The organism is Photobacterium frigidiphilum (assembly GCF_003025615.1).
Lineage (GTDB): Bacteria > Pseudomonadota > Gammaproteobacteria > Enterobacterales > Vibrionaceae > Photobacterium > Photobacterium frigidiphilum.
In genome coordinates this window covers 58,669-78,971 of sequence record NZ_PYMJ01000005.1, presented here as the reverse complement: position 1 = coordinate 78,971, position 20,303 = coordinate 58,669, and the positions used below count along the sequence as shown (strand labels likewise).

Sequence of the window (20,303 nt, the reverse complement as noted above, 5' to 3'; positions counted from 1 at the left end):
CATACAGGCCGCTCAATATCGTTATTTATTGCATCATCACACTAATGGCGATACCTAAAAATATCAGCATGCCAACATAGTTATTATTTAAAAATGCTTTAAAACACGGTTCACGTTCACGACTTCCAATCAGTCGTTGCTGATACACAAACAAGCCTGACGCCATTAATAAGAACCAATAATAAACTTGATGTAAATCGAGGCTATGTCCAATCAAAATCATGATCACTAAAGTGCTTAACTGCAATACACCAATAATAATCTTATCAAAGCGACCAAATAAAATAGCGGCGGATTTGATGCCAACTTTTAAATCGTCATCACGATCGACCATGGCATACTGAGTATCGTAAGCAATCGTCCACAATATATTGGCGGTAAATAATAACCATGCAACAACAGGTAACTCACCCGCTTGTGCGGCGTATGCCATTGGAATTGACCAGCCAAATGCCATACCAAGTACCAGCTGCGGTAAATGGGTATAACGCTTCATAAATGGATAAGCGGCAGCCAATGCTAGCCCAACCACAGAGAGCATAATCGTTAAGTTATTCATGGTCAGTACTAATAAAAACGACACTAATACCAATAGGCCGAATAATCCGAGCGCTTCACGTTCCGACACCTTGCCCGATGGCATTGGTCGTTTAGCTGTGCGTTTTACATGGCCATCAAAATTACGGTCAGCAAAATCATTAATCACACAGCCAGCCGCGCGCATAAAAACAACGCCAAGCACGAAAACCACCAGCACATGTGTATTGGGTAAACCATCTGCGGCTAAAAACAGTGCCCACAACGTTGGCCATAACAAAAGTAAACTACCAATAGGGCGATCAAATCGTGCCAGCTGACAAAATGCTTTCGCCTTAGTCATTGCTAACATTGTCTCTCCTTTGAATAAACTGGGGCTTGTGCCAAAAATAATTCAGCAACCAGCAACGGTTTGTTATTTATCCATAAACGTGAACGGCGAGCCCATAGTGGCTGTGCTTGTGTTCCTGTATTCGCAACTTCCAATGCATCACGACGCGCACTACGATCGGTAAATACCCGAAAGCCTAATGGCATCTCACCCAATTGTTCAAGATCACTCTCTTGCCCAGTAAGGGTGGATAGCGGAATTAAAGTACGAGCAAATACCCACGGTTGTCCGTCTCCCATCAAAACAACTTTACGCAATAGACAATCAACATCACCGATCAACTCACGTTCATCAGCCGATAGCATCGTACTATCGATTTTCTTCTGCTCAATGAGCGACACGGTAAATTCATCGCAATGACGCTGAAGTCGGCGTGATAATGAATTAGGTTCAAGCAACCAATGCCCAAACGCTGTGCCTTCTATCGCGAGTGAAAGGGGTGTTTCCCACTGCGCATTATCCAATAATGGTTTATACAACTGCTTGAATTTCGACATCTTTCCAATTCGTTCGCTACAAGCTTATGATTAAAATAGCTTGGTAGAATGCGGTTAATTTATTACCATGATGATCTGCTATTGTAGCAAGCCGTAACGAGTAGGAATATCGTTACGGTCGAAAGATAGCAATTCATTGCGACAAATTCAGATAAACCCATGAGTGTAATGATGAAATCGACAATCTTTGGCTTCACCCTTTTTTTGGCTAGTTTTCTAGCTACCCAGTATGTTGCAGCAGCAGATGTACCCCTGTCGCAGCCTAATTATTCTTATTACACCTTAACCCCCGACATAACGACCAACTACGTTACTCAGGGTAAAAAACTTGGCTATTTGCGGTTACAAATCGATTTAATGGTATCTGATCCCAGCTTAATCAAACAGGTGGAGCATCATACGCCATTAATTCGTGATGCCATTATCAACATCATTGGTCAACAGCCAGAAGCAAAAGTGAAATCATTGGCGGGGCGTGAAGAAATTCGGCAAGCCTGCCTAGCCAAAGTGAATGAACTGCTGATCACAGAGACCCGACAAAAACTGGTAACAGAGTTATTGTTTACGAAGTATCTGTACCAATAACCGCTGATAGTCGTTATAAAATTTATGACCGGCAATAAAAAAAGGCGCTCAATGAGCGCCTTTTACATATCTATTTTTTATTTATCAAGCAGCAAGCACATAACCTTAGCCAGCTTTAACCCATCTATCGCTTATGCCGCGACATTCGCTTCTAATTTTTTAGCCGCAATAGATAGTGCTTTATCCGTAATGTACTGTGCCACCGCTGCGATTTGCTCATCATTTAGATACAAACCTAATTTACTACGACGCCACAATGCATCGATTTCATTTTGCGCAAATTCTTGCTCAATCATGTAATCGAGTTCGCGAGCATAAAGGCCTTCACCAAAGTGCTGCCCCATATCGACTTCACCATTGACTCCCTCTAACAATCTCACCGCTCGGTTACCGTAGTTCGTTGCCATACGCTCACACGTAAAGGCAGATAACCATGCATGCTGCTGTTGCAGCTTCTTGGCCAGCTGTGGGATGCTAAAGTTCGCTTCACCACCCGGCAAATACGAATCAGCGGTCCAACTTGGGCCCATGTTGGAGAAGAAAGGCGATAGCTTAGTCATCGCAGCCTCAGCAAGCTTACGGTATGTGGTTAGCTTGCCCCCGAAAATCGATAATAAAGGGGCGTTATTCGCTTGCTGTTCAAGCTCCAAGGTGTAATCACGGGTAATTGCTTGGGGTGAGTCTGATTCGTCATCACATAGCGGACGAACGCCACTGTAGGTCCATACCACATCAGTACGATCCAGCTTTTTCACAAAATTGGTGTTGTAAGCTTTTAATAAGTAGTCGATCTCGTTGTCATCAATTGCCACATTACGAGGATCACCATTGTATTCAACATCTGTCGTACCAATAATCGAAAAACGATCTAAATAAGGAATAACGAAAACAATTCGATTATCTTCATTTTGCAAAATATACGCTTGCGGTTCATCGTGTGCACGTGGCACGACAATGTGTGAACCTTTAATTAAGCGAATATTGCGCGGAGACACTTCTTCCATGCTGTTATCGAAGAACGCTTTCACCCAAGGGCCAGCCGCATTCACCAGCGCACGTGATTTACGTACAAATATTTCGTTCGTTTGGACATCGCGAATGGTCACCAGCCAAAATTCACCGTCACGTACCGCTTTTTCAACTCGGCAACGATTACGCACATCACCGCCTTTTTCAGCCACTTCCATTACATTTAAAAGTACCAAACGCGCATCATCTACCCAGCAATCTGAGTATTCGAACCCTTTGGTTATTTCTGGAATTAATACTGAATTTTGACCAAATTTAAGACCATGACTTGCAGGTAATGTCGTGCGTTTACCCAAGTTATCATACATAAATAAGCCAGCACGGATCATCCAAGCCGGACGAAGGTGTGGGCGGTGAGGCAAACGAAAACGCATAGGGCGCGCAATATGAGGAATTTTTTTCAATAGCACTTCACGCTCTGCCAGTGCTTCGCCAACTAAACGGAATTCATAGTGCTCAAGATAACGAAGACCACCATGGATAAGCTTCGAACTCGCAGAAGAAGTAGCAGAAGCAAAATCATCAGCTTCATATAAACCGACAGTCAAACCTCGTCCAGCAGCATCAGCGGCAATACCTGCGCCATTAATACCACCACCTACTACAATTAGATCCAAAATCTGCGTGTTTTCTGCCGTCATGCCATCCACCTATCCCATAATATGCTTGATTTTGATAATTCGAAACCAACGCGAACATCAAAATGTTCGTTTTGATTCGATATCGAGCATCATAACTGACAATTAACTCAAGATCATCATTATTATTTGCGATTTGTTATAAAAATATGACCAATTCGTCAAATAATACCCATAAAAAACGGACTGCCATTGCTGGCAGTCCGTCCATGAAAGCTGAACGACACAATTTCGTATCGATTATCTCTTTTCGTTATCGCTTTTTATGATCAATCTGGAGCGTTGTTTTGACCAACCACTTCCATATGGATTTCATGCTCAGTAATCAGCTTCGCTAACGCTTCAGGGGGATGTTCGTCGGTAAACAGCATATCAATTTGGCTAATATCACCCAGATTCACCATCGCATTACGACCAAATTTAGTATGATCGGCACCCAGCATCACGCAGCGACTGTTTTCGATAATCGCCTGTTTCACGCGTACTTCATGGTAATCAAAATCAAGCAATGAGCCATCAAGATCAATACCACTGATCCCCATGATGCCGAAATCTAACCGGAACTGGGAAATGAAATCGAGGGTTGCTTCCCCCACAATACCACCGTCGCGGTTACGTACTTCACCACCCGCTAAGATAACGCGAAAATCATCTTTCCCCGTTAATACACTGGCGACATTCAAGTTATTCGTCACGATACGTAAATCGTTATGATTAAGCAGCGCACGGGCTACAGCTTCAGGCGTTGTACCAATATCAATAAACAGCGTGGCCCCATCGGGAATATGCTCAGCCATGGCTTCTGCAATGCGGTCTTTTTCAACCAGCTGCATGACTTTACGCGTGTTGTAAGACGTATTAACGGAACTGGATGGAATGGTTGCTCCGCCGTGATGACGACGAATCTTATTTTCGGCGGCGAGCTCATTCAGATCTCGTCGGATTGTTTGAGGACTCACGTTAAAACGTTCAACCAGGTCATCAGTACTGACATAGCCCTGAGTTTTAACGATGTCGATAATTTCTTGATGTCGTTTGCTTTGCTTCACTGCTAACGCTGCTCCTGGTTACAACAAGGCTCCGCGAATGCGGAGCCTTAACATATTACCTACAGCGGTAGAAAGATGCCAATGATGGCGATCTTAATCATGCATTTTGTTGTGCGCGCTCAATGGCACGTTTCTCATGCTCTTTGTTTTCACCCATCAATGCCAACACGAGGAAGAAGATAGACAAACCACAGGCTGAAGTCAGCACCATGAAGCCACCATCCCAACCAAAGTGGTCAACGGTATAGCCTAATACGATATTTGCTACTACCGCACCACCAAGGTATCCAAACAGACCTGTAAGGCCAGCTGCCGTACCCGCCGCTTTCTTAGGTGCTAGCTCTAACGCATACAGACCAATAAGCATTACCGGGCCATAAATAAGGAAGCCGATAGAAACCAGTGCTGCCATATCAATCATTGGGTTACCCGGAGGATTAAACCAGTAAACCAATACCGCAATCGTTACAAGTGACATAAATAAGATGCCTGCAGGTGCACGGCGACCTTTAAAGAATTTATCTGACATCCAACCACACAATAATGTGCCTGGAATACCCGCCCACTCATAAAGGAAATATGCCCAAGATGACTTATCTACTGAGAAGTCTTTCACTTCACTTAAGTACACAGGGGCCCAATCAAGTACGCCATAACGAATCAAGTAAACAAATGCGTTTGCAATGGCGATAAACCACAATAATTTGTTGTTAAATACATACTTGAAGAAGATTTCCTTGCCGGTCATCTCTTTTTCATGTGATTCATCGTAGTTATCTGGGTAATCGTTTTTGTATTCTTCAATGGCAGGCAAACCACAAGATTGCGGTGTATCACGCATGGTGATTAATGTGAAAGCTGCAACCAACAACGCGAAGAATGCAGGTACATAAAATGCCGTACGCCAATCATCGTTAAATGCCCATAAACCCAATAAGAACATTGGACCGATTAAACCGCCACCTACGTTATGCGCGACGTTCCAAACCGAGACTAATTCACCACGTTCTTTGCGTGACCACCAGTGCACCATTGTTCGGCCACAAGCTGGCCATCCCATGCCCTGGAACCAACCGTTCAGGAACAATAAGATAAACATGGCACTAATACTGCTTGTTGCCCAAGGCATAAAGCCAAAGCACAACATCACTAACGCCGACATGGTCAAACCTGCCGCCATAAAATAGCGCGGATTAGAACGGTCTGACACACTCCCCATTAAGAACTTGGATAAACCATAAGCAATAGAAACAGCAGCCAAAGCAACACCTAAGTCACCACGGCTATAGCCATATTCTTCAATCAAGAAAGGCATGGCCAAACTGAAGTTTTTACGGACTAGATAATACCCGGCATAGCCAAAGAAAATACCCATAAAGAGTTGCCAACGTAGACGTTTATAGACAGGATCTATTTGTCCACCAGACAGTTGCGCAGTATGAACCGCGGGTTTAAAGATGCCAAACATAAGGTGTTCCTTTAAAAGTTATTGTTATTTTAGCAAGGACGATTTTTAAACAGAGTACTGTTGTCACGATATTGCTTTTAACAAATTGTTGCTTCAGCGATGGATTTTTGCGCGAACGCAAGCTATAAACGAGCAAAACAATCGATTTCGCTCAATTAGCGCGGATTATTACGCGAATGAAAAGATAAAGATGTGAAAACAATCATAAACGAAGATTTATTTTTCAAAAATGAGACATCTTGCCTTAAAAAGCAGACAAATAAATAGAAGTGCTTTTGAAATCAGAGACTAATGCCATTCGCAACAGGAAATGGAATGACATTAATCTTTAGAGGAAGGGGATTATTGGTGGTTCGACTTTCCAAATTTCGCATCAACCAGTGCGATTAAACACCCACTGATCAAGCCAAATAAATGTGCCATGTTCGCTATCGACATTCCCATCGGCTCAGCAAATCCAATCACCAGCCATGCCAACATAAAACCGACATACGCTTTTGGCATGGTAAGATCCCGTTTAGGTGCTAACCAACCCATCCACCAGATGTAGCCCATTAGGGCGTAAACAACCCCAGATAAACCACCAAAATTAGGACCATGAAGCCAAAATTGAGCAAACCCTGATACCAACGCTGATATCAAAAAGACTTGAACCAGTTTTGCACTGCCGCTATGTCGCTCTAATTGCCCGCCGAGGATCCACCACCACAAGCAGTTAAAAATAATATGTAAGGCAGAAAAGTGAATCAAAGCGTGTGAGAAAAATCGCCACACTTGCCACTGATCGCCATCCATAAATGGGAAATGGAATAGATCAAAAATCGGCTGCTGTAGACCGAAGAACCACAATACATAAATCGCGATAACCACCACCATAACCGATAAGCTAAACGGTCCTGCCTGTGATTTAATCATCCCCATTAAACTCGGGCTACGATAATTGAATTTTGCCGTACGGCTTTCAGCTACATCCCAAGATGCGGCTTGATACTTAGATTCATTCGGGTTACTCAAAAAAGTATTGAGTTCAGACTCTGCTTCAACCTGATGTTGGATATCAACTAACCAGATGGCAAAAACACCTTCAGGTTCAGATGCTAAAGACAGTGTAATACCACGCGACGCCATATAATCGATAAACGCTTGCGCCTGACGAGGATTATGGAATCCAGCTAATCGATGCATCTTTTACTCCGACAAAGTATCAGATCGGCAATTAGTTACCATTAACCGATCTGTTGAATAATTGGTAAAGCCTGACGACGCCAAGCTTCAAAGCCACCATCCAAACTATACACCGCTTCAAACCCTTGGTTAATCAAATATTGCGCAGCACCTTGGCTGCTAATGCCGTGATAGCACATCACAATCACAGGTTGTTCAAAATCAACCTGATTCATTAATTCAACCATGGTGTCATTCGTCAGATGATAAGCATTTTCAGGATGTGCTAGCCCAAATGATTGAGGGTCACGAATATCCACTAACACTGCCGGTGAATCCTCTTGTTGCAATAAGCTATATGCTTGATCAACTGAAATATGTTCGAACTGTTCCATTGTCAGCCTCTTGGTTCTGATAGTCGATATCGATCTTCCCCATTATCAAAGTGTGACGATCCTCCGTTTTAGGATCCCGCCGATAACATGAATAAGGAAATATCCTTGTTACGTATTGTACCTTACTCAGTTACTCACAACCTTGCACAGAATGTAGGGGCTTATCCACACTATAAAGTTTACCGCTATGGTAGGTGTCACGGGGCTTTAAAAAAACAGAAGTGTTACCTTGCAACCAAGACGAACAAAAAACAACCAGCTGTGGAAAAGCCTGTGGATTGCGTTGATAATGTGTTTTCAGATAAAAGGATCCACTACATGTAGTGAGGATCCGATCATAAGCTGTGCATAACTAGCTATATAGCCCACAGGTATATTCACAAACGTGAGTTACATCTCAAAAACATCCCCAAAGATATCCCAACCGGAATAGCACCGTTTATCAGCATAATTTGATGATACTTCAAGGTGAAAGCACCAACAGATCGATAAATTCAATGCGTTAGAAAAAGTTACGCACCGAATTTTAGCCACAAAAAAACCGACTATGATAAGTCGGTTTTTATTTTACGGCTTGTGGATAGCTTATAACGATCTAGATCATCGTCATCACGTCGATCCTAGTAAAAATCGCCTACTGCTTCTTTCAGCTTCTTCATGGCGTTTTTCTCAAGCTGGCGAACCCTTTCGGCAGATATACCGTAGTGATTAGCTAAATCTTGTAAGGTCGTCTTTTCATCATCTAACCAACGAGATCGCACAATGTGCTGACTGCGCTCATCCAATCCTGCTAATGCATTAGATAGACGGTTGTTAGTATGGTTTTCCCAGTTATTTTCTTCATAACTTAAAGCAACATCAGAAGCTTTATCTTCAAGGAAATAGACAGGAGCAGTGTAGCCTGCATCACGATCATCATCTTCATTTGGCAGTTCAAATGCGGGATCTTGTGCTGCTAAACGTGATTCCATCTCGCGTACTTCAGATGGATTAACACCCAGCTGTTCTGCAACCATTTCAACTTCTGCGTTGTTAAACCAACCCAGACGTTTTTTTGACTTACGTAGATTAAAGAATAGTTTACGCTGCGCTTTGGTTGTCGCAACTTTCACGATACGCCAGTTGCGTAAAACATATTCATGTATTTCAGCTTTAATCCAGTGTACAGCGAAAGACACCAAGCGAACCCCTACTTCAGGGTTAAAGCGTTTTACCGCTTTCATCAAGCCGATGTTGCCTTCCTGTATTAGGTCGGCTATTGGTAAGCCATAACCGGAATAGCCACGAGCAACGTGTACAACAAAGCGCATATGTGACATTACCAAGCCTTTCGCAGCTTCAATATCGCCATCATAATGCAGACGTTCAGCTAACTCTTTTTCTTGCTCTGCGGTAAGCATTGGGTGTCTATTGACTGTCTGGATATAACTATCCAAGCTACCAGCAGAAATTAGAGCCATTGAAGACATCTCTTTTGCCATTCAAAAAAACCTCGTGTGTTTTTTATACCAATATAACGTTATCTGAACACCTATAACGTTATCTGAACCTGTAATAATGCCAAGAAAATAGGTCGCTTTGCAAGCGAGCCGCGTAATTTACACCATTTTCTAACAAAAAAATGTCAGATAGGTTCAATTTCTTTCAAATGACGCCCCGCAGAGAAGCGAGCAGCAAGCAATCCAAGGAAGGCCGCAGTCATCATTAAAATCAGGCTTTCATCCCAACTTAAACCCACTAAACGAAAATTACTGTCGTATAACATCGCGAGTTTTTCAACCGCACCGTCAAGAAGTATAGTCACTATTGTCGTAAGCACCCACGCAATAACAGCTCCAATTAAGCCGTACCAAACACCTACATATAAGTAAGGTCGCAGAATAAAGCTATCTGTCGCCCCCACCATCTTCATCACTTGAATTCTATCTTTCTGATTCAACACTTGAAGACGTAGGGTGTTACCCACAATTAAAAAGACCGCAAACAGCATTAACCCAGACATCAGTAACGCCAAGGTAACAGAGAGATCCTGAATTGCAGCTAACCGCTGTAGCCAGTCACTGTCTAATCGCACTTCATCAACCGTAGGCCCGGTGCGAATTTTAGTGGCGAGTTGTGCTGCTTGTTCATTATTTTGCCAATCAGGTGCTGGGCGCACAATAATGACCGCAGGTAATGGATTCTCATCCAGTAAACTGAGTGCTTGCTCAAAACCTGCATGCTCTCTGAAATCTTCAAGACCTTGGTCTGGTGAAACATAGGTTACCGCTTCGATTTCAGGCCACGACTGTAACTGCTCAGAAAAATCAGCGCCGACTTGCTCTGAAGCATTATTATCTAAATACAACGTAAGTTGTGTCGGGTTTTGCCAAGCCTGCGCCACCAAGGTGACGTTTTTCGCTAATAAATAAAACGTTGAAGGTAACGTTAAAGCAAACGCTAAGACCGCGAGTGTTAAAATATTACCTAACGGACGCTTAAAGAGATCATTCAGAGCTTCAAAACACTGCTGTTTATGAATCGTAAAAAAGCCAGTTTGTTTACGCGCCACGAGCAAGCTCCCTTAAATGTCCTTGGTGCAAATCTAATCGACGATAATTATGTGTCGATAATAACGACGTATCGTGTGTCGCCATCAATACACATACCCCAACGCGATTAAACTCTTCAAATAAACGCATCACCTGTTGTGATAATTCGGCATCTAAATTACCCGTAGGTTCATCTGCTAATAGCAACATGGGCTTGTTAACCACAGCCCGAGCAATGCCGACTCGTTGCTGTTCACCGCCGGATAATTGAATCGGTAAACAACGCGCTTTATCAAGCAGCCCCACTTTATCCAGGGCTGCTGATACACGACGTTTCACATCATTTTCAGACACTTGCTCTACCCGTAAAGGTAAGGCAACGTTATCGTAGACACTGCTGTCCATCAATAATTTGTGGTCTTGAAAAATGATACCAATATTACGACGTAAAAATGGTATCTGCTTATTGTCGATACGTGTTGTTTCGTGACCATTAAAAAAGATATGACCATCACTTGGTCGCTCTATGGCACAAATCAATTTCAGCAGGGTACTTTTACCTGCTCCAGAATGACCAGTTAAAAAAGCCATATCTGCTGACCGCAGATGAAAATCTACTTTTTGTAGCGCTTGGCTACCGCCACGATAGGCTTTACTTACCTGCTGAAATCGAATCACACGTTATTCCTCGTCACTAAATAGTGCTTCAATAAACTCATCTGCTACAAAAGGACGCAAGTCATCAATACCCTCACCAATGCCGATATAGCGAATAGGGATACTGAATTGATCTGCGATGGCAAAGATCACACCACCTTTTGCCGTTCCATCAAGCTTAGAGATCGTAATACCTGATACTGGTGCCACTTCACTAAACAATTTAGCCTGACTGATCGCATTTTGACCAGTACCCGCATCAACGGTAAGCATAATTTCATGCGGTGCAGCAGGGTCAACCTTCTTCATTACGCGTACAATTTTGCGTAATTCTTCCATTAGGTGACCTTTGTTCTGCAATCGACCCGCAGTATCAGCAATAACCACATCAACGTTACGTGCTTTTGCTGATTCTATCGCATCAAAAATCACAGACGCACTATCGGCACCAGTATGCTGAGCCACAACAGGTACGCCATTACGCTCACCCCAGACTTGAAGCTGCTCAACAGCTGCTGCACGGAATGTATCACCCGCCGCCAACATGACAGATTTACCTTCACTCTGGAATTGCTTCGCTAGCTTACCAATCGTTGTGGTTTTACCCACACCATTAACACCCACCATTAAAATAACAAATGGCTTTTGGGTGGTATCAACAATCAGCGGCTGCTCAACAGTTGACAGCATGTCGGCCAATTCTTCTTTGAGTAAACCATAGAGTGCTTCACCGTCTTTAAGTTCTTTACGGTTGGCTTTGTCTGTCAGGTTCTCGATAATTTTTAATGTAGTATCCATCCCAACATCGGCAATAAGAAGTTGCTCTTCTAGCTCTTCAAATAATTCATCATCGATTTTTTTACCGCTGAAAAGACCAAAGAAACCTGAACCAAAATTGGTTTTGGTTTTCTTTAGGCCACGCATTAATCGAGCAAAAAATCCGTCAGATTGAGGTTTTTCTTGCTCGTGAATGATCACTTCAGCCGCTTTTGCTGCTTGTGCTTCAGCTTCTGCCTTGGCTGCAGCCTCTGCTTCTTCCGCTTTTATCACAGCTAAAGCTTCTGCTTCTTCTGCCGCTTTCGCTACAGCAAGTGCTTCTGCCTCTTCTTCGGCCTTGGCAATTGCGAGTGCCTCAGCTTCTTCATCGGCTTTCACTTGTGCAAGTGCATCAGCTTCTTGCTGAGCTAAAGCCTCTTTATTCTCCTTATCGTCTGTTGATTGCAGTGAATCAACATCCACCTCATTTGTTTGATTTTCTATCGTTTGTTCGGTTTGCTCGGTCTTCTCTTCAGATCCAAAACCCAGCCACGAAAATAATCCGCGTTTCTTTTTCTCTGCCATTGGCAAATCCTAGCCCTTGATTGGTACAATTTGCAGTCTAAAAACAGGTGTATACTATCATTTTCTAAACGGTCAAAAAAATCTATGACGAGACACAAGCAGCAAACAGGCCGAAATATGCCAAATAATCGCCGAGATGGGTTCGTTAGAATCATCAGTGGGCAGTGGCGCGGACGTAAATTACCGGTCCACGACGTTGAAGGTTTAAGACCCACCACTGATCGCGTAAAGGAAACTGTTTTCAACTGGTTAGCTCAAGACATTTATCAAGCTAAATGCCTTGATCTGTTTACTGGTAGTGGTGGTTTAAGTTTTGAAGCTTTGTCTCGTGGTGCCGAAAGCATCACTATGCTTGAATTAGACAAAAAAGCCGCAAATCAACTACAACAGAATTTAACGACTATTGGTGCCACCAATGCCAACGTTCTAAACACCGATAGTCTAAAATATTTAGCGCAAACAGGCACGCCCCATGATTTGGTGTTTATCGATCCGCCCTTTCGTAAAGATTTGATACAAAATATTATCGATCTATTGGAAGCCAACAACTGGCTCACTCCCCATGCAATGATTTATATTGAAGCGGAGAAAGAACTGGGTGAGATCGTAACGCCTTCACACTGGCGTTTACATCGTGAAAAGATAGCAGGCCAAGTCTGTTATCGTCTATTTGAAAGAGAGAAAGTATGAAAGCACTCATTGCATTAGCTAAAGCCGCTATCGGTTTTGTTTGGCTAATACTGATTATTAATATTTTCTCCCCGTTTCCGGGTGTTGCAGCGATGGCACTCTACATCATGGCAGGATTCCTCTTCATGATGCATGGTTTGCAAATGCTCATTTTTATCGGCGCATTTGGCGATAAGATTAATATGTCAAAATGGGAAATGTGGTCAATTTTAATTTTCGGGGTTTTTGCACTGCTCGATATCCGTCGTAAACACATGATGTAAAAAAATGGGCAAGCATCGAATACCGATACTTGCCCATTTCACAATTAGCTGATTTTACAGATTCCAACTCAATGCAAACCCGTCATGACTACAAGCCCGCCATAACTACAAACCAATAGATAAATAGGCGCGTATACCATCTAAGAACATCTGCACTGCAATCATCACCAGTAATAATCCCATTAGCCTTTCAACCGCTTTTAAGCCCTTCTCGCCTAATAAACGGTTAAAAACTTCGTGGAACATCAATATCACAAACGATGCACCCCAAGCCAACAAGAGTGCTAGCACCCAATCCCACATCCGAGTTGGATCTTGATTCGACAATAACAATAAAGAAGCCAACACTGACGGCCCAGCAATCATCGGGATCGCCATCGGCACTAAAAATGGCTCTTCACCTGCCGCTAACCCTGTTACTCCACCGGGTTGTGGAAAGATCATTTTTATCGCGATCAAAAACAGTATGATGCCACCAGAGATACTGACTGTTTCTGTCGAGACATGTAAAAATGACAACATCTGTTTGCCGCCAAATAAAAACAGCAACAGAATGATCAGTGCAAAGCACAGTTCACGTACCATAATAATACGGCGACGTTTCGGCTCGATATGTCGCAGGATCGACAACATTACCGGCAAATTACCCAGCGGATCCATGATTAAAAATAACATGACCGCTGCAGACATTATTTCCACAGGGTAAACCTCAATCAGAGATAAATCGTAAGATTATTTCGAAGTAGATACATAATCAGCTGAACAGCTGAATAAGAAAGGCGGAGTATAACAAATGAACAAAAAGGTGACGATAAAAAACATCACCTTATTTACGATATAACCGTTCTATTTTTCAAGCCGTCATTAATGGCTACACATACGCTCACGGTTCGCTGTAATCATGTCACCCTGAAGTACCACTTTCTGACGATCGAGCAAAAATGACAACAACGCATCAAATGTTAAGTCTTGTTGGCTACAAGTATAAAAGCGTACACCTTCACCATATTCTGCTTCAACAGCATGCTTAAGTGAAGCAAGGGTGTATTCTGCATCTTCTGCAAGCAACAAATTAAGTACCGTATGGGCGTGAATTGATTGGTTCATGATTACACTCTTTACGTTATGGGTATTGAACTATTAAACCATGCTAATTTTTTTTTGATTTGATGCAAAACAATTAAGTGCATTTAAAGTACATGTTATGATTTGGCTTCTATCTATACTATTACGGCTTTTCACACCCACACTGCCAACATATTTCAAACTGACCTTCATTTGTCTCATTACACTGCGTACAGATCCAATCACGGTATTCAGCCTGTTCATAATCTTGCAGTAGGCGACCCGCCTGAGCAATACACTCTGGTTCAACCCATAAGCCGACTTCAACGGCATTTGCAGGTAATTCCCCCACAGCTGAACCTAAACTCTCGCCAGTAAGCCTAACAGCAATACATGCACTCTCCAGCATCCCTTTTAAACTGTGTGCTTCTAGGTTATTGGCCGCACTGTACACTTGAATCCATTGCGTCGACATTGATTGCTCCTTTTATTTACCTCAATAGACCGAGCATTGAGTATTCTTCTTTCTTTTATTTTAGATATAAAAAAACCGCTGATAACAGCGGTTTAATAAAAGCAAGACGATTTATAGCAATAATGAAGCAACAAACAATGATTGTGCCAAAAAGTATGTACCCATTATGACACTGACAGAATGCTTGAAAGAGCCACGGAAGTGCTCAATCGCTAATAAAATATCAGACACCACAAAAATCAGCGCACCAACAAGTGCCAATAGCCCAACGGTCGATTGAGCCGTTAACCAAAACTCACCCGCCGCCCACGCCATTTGAGTGATCATCGCGATATAAACCGCAACAGGTAGGATTAAACGCCCTAAAGACGGCAGCAATAACAAAAAGACAATAACCCCCCCAGCAAATAACATCGCGGGTAACCACCACACGATACTGCCAGAAAGCTGACTCCAGAAAGCCGCCGAGTAAACGACATGGGCCAATAAGAAGCTGATGAGCCCCTGAACAAAACGCTTTTGGGGCTGCATTAGCAACACATCCCCAATGATAGAGAATAACAAACCAACAAAAATGGCTTGTTGATAGAAACTGCCTAGCCCTGTTTGCCAAGCAATAATCAGTAACAACACCATGGTAAATGGCTTGAATAAGTAAAACTGCCATTTGGGCCCATGATAAGCCGCATTAATATGTAATAAACCCGATAGAGAGATGGCTAACCAAACCCACATAGCATCACCGATATAGTTATAAGCCAAGACAGTGTAGAAACCCAACCGCAATTGTCTAGCGTAATACCTTCATAACTAGACCCCGCTAGAAAAACCATTATGAATTTTAGCTATATCTACCTTTAGCTGCATATTTAAACCTCTGACATTATGTAGACCCGACATACTCATCGAACAAGTAAACTATGCCTTTAATCAACCTAATATCTGGATAACTCACCAAAATAAGCCTTGGTATTCTCCTCGCCTGACATTCTTCATCATTTGGTATGACTTCCAATGAAAAACCAGCCTTAAATCGCTTTACATAAACAATAACAACAATAACAACAAACAATCAAAATCAATCACTTAAAAGCATAACGACCAATATAAACACCAAAACCCAAGCCAAGCTTACCAAACATGCCTCATCGTTTTATACCATGCCATTAAATTCAACAACCTGAAATAAAACAGTGGTTTATTGCGTGTTTTATATAATACAAATCTAATTATGCCATCTTTACAAAATACCAACCCGTCTAAAAGATACCTAGCCACCTCCAGCCCAATAATGATCCAATAAATAAATAGTTAATTTTGTCATGACGAAAAGCAATATTAATGGATACCACATTAGCATTTAAAATCAACAGGTTACATGAAAACTCAGCAGCAAAAAAACAAATCGTTCAAATTAAGAACACACTAAAAAATACAGTTTATAGGAGCCAAAGTGGATAATTAACTCCAGTTAAAACCCTCTTTTAATGCAAAAAGTCAACTTTGGCTTGCCTAAGCACCAAAAAAGATGCTATTCTCTTTATCAAGATGAATACAGCAGCTAACCAAGGAGACCTACTATGTTCACTTCTTCTCAAAAACAAGGACTTGTGATGATCGCAATAGTAATGGGCCTGATGACACTGCCTGTAATCTATTAAGTTCAAAAAAATTCCATAAAAATGGCGCCTTTCGGCGCCATTTTTGTTTCTACTGCTCATCCATATCACATTCCAATCATTCCTCTTCTGAATGATGCTATTTAAGCTGCAACGAAGGGAAATTAACTCTTAAAACCGATACCTGTTTGTTCATGATGCAGAGCAACGATATTGTTAAATCAACGTCTTGACTGCAAATCCATCAATTCTCACTGACATACGCATCTTGACGTAATACCCTTCAGGATAAATCCGTAGTCAGCATTTTTGGGTAAGAAAAATGAATATAACGATAAAAAAAGGCTCTGTTGAATAACAGGGCCTTCAGAATGAGATCGTGATATCGGTGCACCCTAAAGTGCTAGCTTAATGTGATGCCAATGGACTGAATAAAACCATATTGCGAGGGCTGTAAAACCGAATACGAGAAATACTGCTACCCCCCATATAAAACGTCCACTTCGCGGGGTAAGCTCTTTTTCACATAACTTGCATGCAGCTAAAAACCCTTTTTTGTCATCAAGTTGATAACCATCTTCGTGAACCGTTTTATTACGAACCGATGCGATAAAGCGTAACTTAGGCACAATTTCATGCGGTAAACGTTCTTCACTACTGCTAATTAACTGATGCAGTCCTTTTCCTTCAGCGTGATAATGCTGACGTAATAAATGCTCAATACGTCGAGTTCGCGTTACCACCATTTCAATATTAGCCATAAGCAGCCTCTCTTCCTGTTCTCTCTACCTTACAGCGACTTAAATTCCATTCAAAGCATCGTGACACTGATTTACATTAGATTTTAGCTTAGCCTTCAAAAAATTAATTTCACTAGGTAGAAAGTCATCTGATTATTCAATATTTTCCGTTACTGGTCAGCTTGATAAAAGCTCACCGTGAAACAGAGCGCATTAAATATACGTCTGGATCCAATTTTCAGATATTCATACATCAAAAGGTGCTTTCAGATCACTATTTCCTCGTCTTCTGATATTTACTACTGTTCTACTCAACAATAATGGTGGCTCTATCACCTGTATCCACACATTTATTTGACTATCAAGGAGGTGAGTTATGCCGATATGGATTGTTTTCGTCATTATCACGCTACTGGTTTTTTCAGTTCTTTATTATGTTCGCTTTTATCGCCGGCATGTCATCGGTGAAAATGCCGTTGAACAAACCCTTAATGTGACGATTCTCGACAAACAAAGCTCTCCAATCATTGGTGCAAAAGTCGGAGAAGATAACGAAGAATATTGGATTTATGTTCAACCAACCGCTGGCGGGCCCAAACGAGAATTCATGGTAGGCATTCATTACTACCATGCACTAAACTCTGGCGATCAAGGCACGATGACGTATAAAGGCAGAGACTTTTTACATTTCGCCTTACAACGAGATTAAGCCGTCATCTATCGACTAATACAATGATGGTAACGCAGTACAAATCACCCTCGCGTTATCATCATTGCGCTTTGCTTTATGACTACGGGACCAACCATGCCGTTTTAGGGCTTTTGGCCAACAACCAGCTGGATACTAAGGCCAAACCGCCACAAATGAACGTCCAAAATGGAATCATGATTATTGGGTGAGTAAAATACAGATCAAACGCCCGAACAGGCCATAAAAAAATAGGATGCAGCAAATACACCCCTAGGCTGTATTTACTGATAAACGCAAATTTCGACTGCCAAAAATTCCCCATATTCTCGCCATAACGCTGACATACAGCAAATATCATCGCGGCAATGATCACGGTATTCAGCGTTTTATACGACATCCATCGACCCACCGTATATTCACCCAACGCCAAGCTCTTGCTCACGACCATGTAGTCGGTGAGTAATAATGCCGCGATACCCAAGGGGAATAATAGTATCAGCGGTGGCCAGCGATACTGAAACAAACAATAGCCGATCAATAGATAACCACTGTAGAGCACCAACTCCTGACTCCATGGACCATCAATTTTAAAGAGGAATAGCGTGGTCAGTGTTAGCCAAAGGCACGTCATACCAATCACTGTACTTTGTTCATACTTACGAACAAATATTTGAAACAGAGGAATAATAAAATAGAGCGGAATAAAGTAGTAGAAAAAGCCGAGGTGATAATATGTTTCGTGAACAGGTAAAGCTTTCAATGTATCGAGTGCCACTGCGCTATCAAATCCGGCGAGGGTAAAACCCGACAACCCAGCATAGAAGATAGACCACACAATAAAAGGTAAGAGCACTTTACCCAAACGCCGTCTGACATAATATTTGGTATCGAATTCACGCTTATCACTCAGCATTAATGCACCAGTGATCATAATGAAAATAGGCACAGCCCAACGGCTAAAACTGTTAAACGTTATTGCTGTAATCCACTCCCCGTTCGGGATAATACCCAGTTCGTCACGATACGGACCCAGCACATGAATAACCACAACCGCCACCGCAGCCAAACACCGCAATATATCGAAATACCAAACTTTTTGCCTCACCCTACCTGCTCCTTGTATTCAGTCATAAAGTGAAACACGCGCAATCAAAGCGGCGTGTTTCGACTTTCTTGTTTGAATATAGCAGTCAGTAAAAGTAAGTACCTGAACTTACTCTTACAATTTGGTACAGCTAACACAAAATTAACATGGCTAAATTATGGTTGTTGGCGGGTTGCTGCTAGAACAATCTCACGGATACACAGGTTTTGTGGTTGTTGGTACGCATAGCTGATTGCATTCGCAATATCTGAAGGGGCAATCACCCCTCCCATGCCTTCTTTCCATTCTTCATAGCCATCTTTAATGTCGTTACTTGTCGTATGGCTAAGAAGCTCAGTTTCTACAGCGCCAGGAGCAATCGTGATGAAACGTACATTGTCATCAGCCACTTCTTCACGGATATTTTCAGTGATCGCATGAACCGCAAACTTAGTACCACAATATGCGGCATGGCTTGGGAATGTTTTGCGACCAGCAACAGAGCTAATGTTGATCACAGTACCGTGTTGACGTGTTTTCATATCTGCTAGTACGACATGGATACCGTTTAGTAGACCCATTACGTTCACATCGAACATAGTTTTCCATTCTGCGGGATCTTGGTCATGCGCTAAACCCAGTAACATCACGCCTGCATTGTTAACTAAGCAATCAACAGGGCCAAACTGTGCTTCAGCTTCTTTTACCGCAGCAGCAAATGCTGCTGCATCGGTCACATCAACTTTACGGCACATTGCATTGGGTAAATTCAGAGCCTCAAGACGTTCAACTCGGCGTGCCAACAGTAATAAAGGATGACCTTCTGCTGATAATTTACGAGCGGTTGCTTCACCAATACCAGAACTTGCACCAGTAATAACAATTAGAGACTTAGACATAGATAAACCCTTTCATAAATATAAGAAGATATTTCATCGCTATCACTGCTAGGTGATGTTGATGCGGTAAATATAGATGTTTTATCTCTAACTGAAAAATATCATTTTCTTCTGATTATCATCAAAAAAAACTATGGATAGAACATTCGATACGTACTAAATCAGCTATTTTTTTTCAAAAAAACCATTTGAAACATCGTTTTAATGCTTGATGTCTCATTTTGTCATATCAAATATCCACATAAATAATAAGCCATACTGTATTCGTAGCCATCCGTTATAGGACAAAGAGTTAACTGGCGCAGGAGGGGCACTCAAACGCATATGCCCACCGAATAACTTACTGCGGAATAATATTAACACCGCGACATCTGACTATAAATTTAACGCTATCCAGACAAAAAACCAACAATTGAAACATTTAGAAACAAATATGCCTTTGTTTATAGCATTAACAATGGCGTAACCTTCCGCACCAGAGAAGAAGTACCCATT

Annotated in this window: 22 protein-coding genes; 4 read left to right on the top strand and 18 right to left on the bottom strand. The window is 42.1% G+C overall.

Annotation, left to right across the window (positions count from 1 at the left end):
* Positions 1-25: 25 nt before the first annotated feature.
* Complete coding sequence (ubiA, locus tag C9J12_RS06585; RefSeq protein WP_107241994.1) at positions 26-889, bottom strand: 4-hydroxybenzoate octaprenyltransferase; 864 nt, start codon at positions 887-889, stop codon at positions 26-28.
* Positions 883-1,425 carry a chorismate--pyruvate lyase family protein gene (locus C9J12_RS06580; protein WP_107241993.1) on the bottom strand — a complete coding sequence of 181 codons (543 nt, stop codon included), beginning with the start codon at positions 1,423-1,425 and terminating at the stop codon, positions 883-885. The genes ubiA and C9J12_RS06580 overlap by 7 nt, the downstream gene beginning before the upstream one ends.
* Before the next feature lie 168 nt (positions 1,426-1,593).
* Here C9J12_RS06580 and C9J12_RS06575 point away from each other — a divergent pair, with 168 nt between their 5' ends.
* Positions 1,594-2,010 carry a flagellar basal body-associated protein FliL gene (locus C9J12_RS06575; RefSeq protein ID WP_011216978.1) on the top strand — a complete coding sequence of 139 codons (417 nt, stop codon included), beginning with the start codon at positions 1,594-1,596 and terminating at the stop codon, positions 2,008-2,010.
* Positions 2,011-2,141: 131 nt separating this feature from the next.
* Here the strand turns inward: C9J12_RS06575 and glpD are convergent, their stop codons facing one another.
* The 9 genes from glpD to ftsY form a co-directional block, all read right to left on the bottom strand.
* Positions 2,142-3,680, bottom strand: a complete 1,539-nt coding sequence (glpD, locus tag C9J12_RS06570; RefSeq protein ID WP_107241991.1) for a glycerol-3-phosphate dehydrogenase — start codon at positions 3,678-3,680, stop codon at positions 2,142-2,144.
* Positions 3,681-3,946: 266 nt separating this feature from the next.
* Entirely contained in the window at positions 3,947-4,726 is a 780-nt protein-coding gene (locus tag C9J12_RS06565; protein WP_107241990.1) for a DeoR/GlpR family transcriptional regulator, read from the bottom strand.
* A gap of 97 nt (positions 4,727-4,823) precedes the next feature.
* Complete coding sequence (gene glpT / locus C9J12_RS06560) at positions 4,824-6,194, bottom strand: glycerol-3-phosphate transporter (RefSeq protein WP_107241989.1); 1,371 nt, start codon at positions 6,192-6,194, stop codon at positions 4,824-4,826.
* A gap of 342 nt (positions 6,195-6,536) precedes the next feature.
* Positions 6,537-7,379, bottom strand: a complete 843-nt coding sequence (gene glpG / locus C9J12_RS06555) for a rhomboid family intramembrane serine protease GlpG (RefSeq protein WP_107241988.1) — start codon at positions 7,377-7,379, stop codon at positions 6,537-6,539.
* Positions 7,380-7,420: 41 nt separating this feature from the next.
* A complete protein-coding gene (glpE, locus tag C9J12_RS06550; protein WP_107241987.1) occupies positions 7,421-7,753 on the bottom strand; it encodes a thiosulfate sulfurtransferase GlpE in 333 nt (110 codons plus the stop codon).
* Between the two features lie 620 nt (positions 7,754-8,373).
* Positions 8,374-9,234 carry an RNA polymerase sigma factor RpoH gene (rpoH, locus tag C9J12_RS06540; protein ID WP_107241985.1) on the bottom strand — a complete coding sequence of 287 codons (861 nt, stop codon included), beginning with the start codon at positions 9,232-9,234 and terminating at the stop codon, positions 8,374-8,376.
* A 143-nt stretch (positions 9,235-9,377) separates the two neighbouring features.
* Positions 9,378-10,304 (bottom strand): permease-like cell division protein FtsX, encoded by a 927-nt coding sequence (gene ftsX / locus C9J12_RS06535; RefSeq protein WP_107241984.1) that lies wholly within the window; start codon positions 10,302-10,304, stop codon positions 9,378-9,380.
* Positions 10,294-10,962: a cell division ATP-binding protein FtsE gene (gene ftsE, locus C9J12_RS06530; protein WP_006233266.1), complete on the bottom strand. Its 669-nt coding sequence runs from the start codon at positions 10,960-10,962 to the stop codon at positions 10,294-10,296. The genes ftsX and ftsE overlap by 11 nt, the downstream gene beginning before the upstream one ends.
* A gap of 3 nt (positions 10,963-10,965) precedes the next feature.
* Positions 10,966-12,282, bottom strand: a complete 1,317-nt coding sequence (gene ftsY / locus C9J12_RS06525) for a signal recognition particle-docking protein FtsY (protein WP_107241983.1) — start codon at positions 12,280-12,282, stop codon at positions 10,966-10,968.
* 84 nt (positions 12,283-12,366) lie between these two features.
* Between ftsY and rsmD the strand changes: the two genes are divergently transcribed.
* A complete protein-coding gene (gene rsmD, locus C9J12_RS06520; RefSeq protein WP_107241982.1) occupies positions 12,367-12,972 on the top strand; it encodes a 16S rRNA (guanine(966)-N(2))-methyltransferase RsmD in 606 nt (201 codons plus the stop codon).
* A complete protein-coding gene (locus C9J12_RS06515; protein ID WP_107241981.1) occupies positions 12,969-13,235 on the top strand; it encodes a DUF1145 domain-containing protein in 267 nt (88 codons plus the stop codon). Before rsmD ends, C9J12_RS06515 begins: the two co-directional genes overlap by 4 nt.
* A gap of 105 nt (positions 13,236-13,340) precedes the next feature.
* On the opposite strand, the gene C9J12_RS06510 is transcribed toward C9J12_RS06515, so the two are convergent.
* The 5 genes from C9J12_RS06510 to C9J12_RS06485 all read right to left on the bottom strand — a co-directional run bounded on the left by C9J12_RS06510 (position 13,341) and on the right by C9J12_RS06485 (position 17,155).
* Complete coding sequence (locus C9J12_RS06510; RefSeq protein ID WP_107241980.1) at positions 13,341-13,934, bottom strand: YhgN family NAAT transporter; 594 nt, start codon at positions 13,932-13,934, stop codon at positions 13,341-13,343.
* A gap of 165 nt (positions 13,935-14,099) precedes the next feature.
* A complete protein-coding gene (locus C9J12_RS06505; RefSeq protein ID WP_011216966.1) occupies positions 14,100-14,342 on the bottom strand; it encodes a YecH family metal-binding protein in 243 nt (80 codons plus the stop codon).
* Positions 14,343-14,463: 121 nt separating this feature from the next.
* On the bottom strand, positions 14,464-14,775 hold the full coding sequence (locus C9J12_RS06500) for a putative signal transducing protein (RefSeq protein WP_107241979.1): 312 nt from the start codon (positions 14,773-14,775) through the stop codon (positions 14,464-14,466).
* 111 nt (positions 14,776-14,886) lie between these two features.
* Positions 14,887-15,510, bottom strand: coding sequence for a lysoplasmalogenase (locus C9J12_RS06495; protein ID WP_107241978.1), 624 nt, complete (start codon positions 15,508-15,510; stop codon positions 14,887-14,889).
* Positions 15,511-16,789: 1,279 nt separating this feature from the next.
* Positions 16,790-17,155, bottom strand: a complete 366-nt coding sequence (locus C9J12_RS06485) for a DUF4145 domain-containing protein (RefSeq protein WP_107241977.1) — start codon at positions 17,153-17,155, stop codon at positions 16,790-16,792.
* Positions 17,156-17,510: 355 nt separating this feature from the next.
* Between C9J12_RS06485 and C9J12_RS06480 the strand changes: the two genes are divergently transcribed.
* Positions 17,511-17,843, top strand: a complete 333-nt coding sequence (locus C9J12_RS06480; protein WP_107241976.1) for a DUF2500 domain-containing protein — start codon at positions 17,511-17,513, stop codon at positions 17,841-17,843.
* Positions 17,844-17,925: 82 nt separating this feature from the next.
* Here the strand turns inward: C9J12_RS06480 and C9J12_RS06475 are convergent, their stop codons facing one another.
* Positions 17,926-18,930 (bottom strand): acyltransferase, encoded by a 1,005-nt coding sequence (locus C9J12_RS06475; protein WP_107241975.1) that lies wholly within the window; start codon positions 18,928-18,930, stop codon positions 17,926-17,928.
* A 155-nt stretch (positions 18,931-19,085) separates the two neighbouring features.
* Complete coding sequence (locus C9J12_RS06470) at positions 19,086-19,808, bottom strand: SDR family oxidoreductase (protein WP_107241974.1); 723 nt, start codon at positions 19,806-19,808, stop codon at positions 19,086-19,088.
* Between the last annotated feature and the right edge of the window lie 495 nt (positions 19,809-20,303).